This window comes from Mycobacterium sp. TH-M25 (genome assembly GCF_057473665.1).
In genome coordinates, this window is record NZ_JBYCLA010000478.1 from 1 (window position 1) to 3,835 (window position 3,835).

At 61.3% G+C, this 3,835-nt stretch carries 3 protein-coding genes and 1 pseudogene; 3 read left to right on the forward strand and 1 reads right to left on the reverse strand.

The window, feature by feature from the left end:
- The 3 genes from AC2VOU_RS16150 to nrdF form a co-directional block, all read left to right on the forward strand.
- On the forward strand, positions 1-694 hold a 694-nt coding region (locus AC2VOU_RS16150), incomplete at its 5' end, for a TetR/AcrR family transcriptional regulator (protein WP_486958281.1).
- Positions 695-838: 144 nt separating this feature from the next.
- Positions 839-2,416 (forward strand): flavin-containing monooxygenase, encoded by a 1,578-nt coding sequence (locus AC2VOU_RS16155; RefSeq protein WP_486958282.1) that lies wholly within the window; start codon positions 839-841, stop codon positions 2,414-2,416.
- Positions 2,417-2,549: 133 nt separating this feature from the next.
- Positions 2,550-3,524 (forward strand): class 1b ribonucleoside-diphosphate reductase subunit beta, encoded by a 975-nt coding sequence (gene nrdF / locus AC2VOU_RS16160; RefSeq protein WP_156166208.1) that lies wholly within the window; start codon positions 2,550-2,552, stop codon positions 3,522-3,524.
- A 30-nt stretch (positions 3,525-3,554) separates the two neighbouring features.
- Here the strand turns inward: nrdF and AC2VOU_RS16165 are convergent.
- A pseudogene (locus AC2VOU_RS16165) lies at positions 3,555-3,835 on the reverse strand (hypothetical protein); the annotation flags it as partial.

Genomic DNA, 3,835 nt, shown 5'->3' on the forward strand with positions numbered 1-3,835 from the left:
GGTCGATGCGCGCAGCGAACGCTGGCGCGAACACCGTAAGAAGGTGCGCGGCGAAATCGTCGATGCCGCTTTCCGTGCTCTCGACCGGCTGGGGCCCGAGGTCAGTGTGCGAGAAATCGCCGAAGAAGCCGGCACCGCCAAGCCCAAGATCTACCGGCATTTCACCGACAAGTCCGATCTGTTCGAGGCCATCGGCATCCGTCTGCGCGACATGCTGTGGGCGGCGATCTTCCCGGCTATCGACTTAGCCACCGACTCGGCTCGCGAAGTCATCCGGCGCAGCGTCGACGAATATGTCAGCCTCGTCGACAAGCATCCCAACGTGTTGCGGGTCTTCATCCAGGGCCGGTTCTCGGCGCAGTCCGAGGCGACAGTGCGGACCCTCAACGAAGGTCGCGAGATCACCCTGACCATGGCCGAGATGTTCAACAACGAGCTGCGGGAAATGGAGCTGAACCGCGCGGCTAGCGAACTTGCCGCGTTCGCCGCCTTCGGATCGGCCGCGTCGGCCACCGAGTGGTGGTTGGGTCCCGAACCCGATAGCCCGCGGCGGATGCCGCGTGAGCAGTTCGTCGCGCATCTGACGACCATCATGATGGCCGTCATCGTTGGAACCGCCGAGACGCTTGGCATCTCGATGAATCCGGACCGGCCGATCCACGACGCGGTACCACTCAACCGCTCCGCGAGCTGAGCATTGGCGGCGTTGACATCGCCACGGTGATCGATAACACTCGTTCTATTCGATACCCTGGGTACCGGGTATTCTGCGACAGCTAGGTGCCTAGGCCAAAGATCGCACGTCGCGCACTGGCCCCCATAGGAAGACCGATCCAACATGACGAATGCCGGGACGCAACCGGACGCCCACGCTGAGCTGGGGCCCGAAGGCCACCAGCCGGTGCACACCCGTGCTCTCATCATTGGGACTGGGTTCTCTGGTCTGGGGATGGCGATCGCGCTGCAACGGCAAGGCATCGACTTCGTGATCCTGGAGAAGGCCGACGACATCGGCGGCACGTGGCGGGACAACAGCTACCCCGGCTGCGCCTGCGACATCCCGTCTCACCTGTACTCCTTCTCATTTGAGCCCAAGCCGGACTGGATGCACCTGTTTTCCTACCAACCCGAGATCTGGGATTACCTCAAGGGAGTCACCGAGAAATACGGGCTGCGCCGCTACATCGTTTTCAACTCCCTGGTCGATCGCGGCCACTGGGACGAGGACGAGTACCGGTGGCATGTGTTCACCTCCGATGGGCGAGAATACGTCGCTCAGTTCCTGATCTCGGGTGCTGGCGCGCTGCACATCCCGTCGATCCCTGACATCGAAGGCCGTGACGAATTCTGCGGCCCTGCTTTCCATTCCGCGCACTGGGATCACGGCGTGGATTTGACGGGAAAGCGGGTGGCGATGATCGGGACTGGCGCCAGCGCGATCCAGATTGTGCCGGAGATCGTCCGCCAGGTTGCCGAACTCCAGCTCTACCAACGCACCCCGCCCTGGGTGGTGCCGCGCATTAACGTTGAACTGCCGTTGCGGTTGCGGCGCGCTCTGACGAATGTCCCGGGGCTGCGGGCTTTGCTGCGCGCCGGTATTTACTGGGCGCATGAGGCGTTGGCATATGGCATGACGAAACGGCCGAACACGCTCAAGATCATCGAAGCCCTCGCCAAATGGAACATCCGCCACTCGGTGAAAGACCGCGAGCTGCGTCGCAAACTGGTTCCGCACTACCGCATCGGTTGCAAGCGAATCCTGAACTCTTCCAGTTATTACCGGGCCGTTGCGAACCCGAAGACCGAATTGGTCACCGAGGCCATCAGCCGAATCACGCGCGACGGGATCGTCACTGTCGACGGCACCGGCCGTGAGGTCTTCCGAGAAGTGGACGTGATCGTCTACGGCACCGGCTTTCATGTCACCGACTCCTACACTTACGTCCAGATCAAAGGACGCCACGGCGAGGATCTAGTAGATCGCTGGAACCGTGAGGGCATTGCCGCTCACCGCGGGATCACCGTCGCTGATATGCCCAATTTGTTCTTCCTGCTGGGACCCAATACCGGCCTGGGGCACAACTCCGTGGTGTTCATGATCGAATCCCAAATCCGCTATGTCGTCGACGCGATCTCGACGTGCGACCGGTTGGGCGCGCAGGCACTGGCTCCGACGCGTGCCGCGCAGGACCGTTTCAACGACGAGCTGCAACGCAACCTGGCTCACTCGGTGTGGAACAGCGGCGGCTGCCGCAGCTGGTATCTCGACGAGCATGGCAAGAACACTGTGCTCTGGGGCGGCTACACCTGGCAGTACTGGCGGGGGACCCGCTCGGTCAAGCCCACGGAGTACCAATTCTTTGGAGTGGGGATGGGCTCATCTGCGCAGCATGCGCCGCTTACGGTGGCGAATTAGGCGGCTGCGCTGGGCGACACGCAAACACTACTTCTTGTGTTGCGGTGGCATGTCGGGCCCCAGGGGTAGTGTTTGAGGTCTAAGTACCGCAGGCAGACTGTCAGCCCAATAGGGCGCGTGAAGTGGGGTTCTGGTGACCGAGAAGATGAAGCTGATTGACCGCGTTTCGGCGATCAATTGGAACCGGCTGCAAGACGACAAGGACGCTGAGGTCTGGGACCGGCTGACCGGAAATTTCTGGCTGCCCGAGAAGGTGCCAGTGTCCAACGACCTCCCGTCGTGGGGAACGCTGACCGCCAGCGAAAAGCAGCTGACCATGCGGGTGTTCACCGGTCTGACGCTGCTCGACACGATCCAAGGCACGGTCGGAGCGGTCAGCCTGATTCCTGATGCGCTGACGCCGCATGAGGAAGCCGTCCTCACCAACATCGCGTTCATGGAGTCGGTGCACGCCAAGAGCTACAGCTCGATCTTTTCCACGCTGTGCTCGACAGCGGAGATCGACGAAGCGTTCCGCTGGTCGGAAGAGAACATCAACCTGCAGCGCAAAGCCGAGATCGTGATGCAGTACTACCGAGGCGACGAACCGCTCAAGCGCAAGGTGGCCTCCACCCTGCTGGAAAGCTTCCTGTTTTACTCCGGGTTCTATCTGCCGATGTACTGGTCGAGTCGGGCCAAGCTGACCAATACCGCTGACATGATTCGGCTGATCATCCGCGACGAGGCAGTGCACGGTTACTACATTGGCTACAAATTCCAGCGTGGCTTGGCGCTGGTCGACGACGCCAGGCGGGCAGAACTCAAGGAGTACACCTACGAACTGCTCTTTGAGCTCTACGACAACGAGGTGGAATACACCCAGGATCTTTACGACGGAGTCGGGTTGACCGAAGACGTCAAGAAGTTCTTGCGTTACAACGCCAACAAGGCGTTGATGAACCTCGGCTATGAGGCGCTGTTTCCGCGGGACGAGACCGACGTGAACCCGGCGATCCTGTCGGCGTTGTCGCCCAACGCCGACGAGAACCACGACTTCTTCTCCGGCTCTGGGTCGTCGTATGTGATCGGCAAGGCCGTCGTCACCGAGGACGAGGACTGGGACTTCTGAAGGTCGCTGGTCAGCGGCGACGTCACAGCCTCACAAACGTGAGATGTCGATGACGAAGCGGTAGCGCACGTCGCTGGCTAACACTCGCTCGTAGGCCTCGTTGATGTAATCCGGTTCGATGAGCTCGATTTCGGGCGTCACACCGTGTTCGGCGCAGAAATTCAGCATCTCCTGGGTTTCGGCGATGCCGCCGATGTTCGACCCGGACAGGCTGCGTCGCATCAGCGCCAACGCGAATGCCGGCACCGGCATGGGATGTTCGGGGATGCCCAGCTCGACGAGCGTGCCGTTGACGTCGAGCAGGTTGAGGT

What these genes read in the sequence shown, in the direction of transcription:
- AC2VOU_RS16155 (WP_486958282.1), top strand. Translation starts at nt 839, where the DNA reads ATGACGAATGCCGGGACGCAACCGGACGCCCACGCTGAGCTGGGGCCC.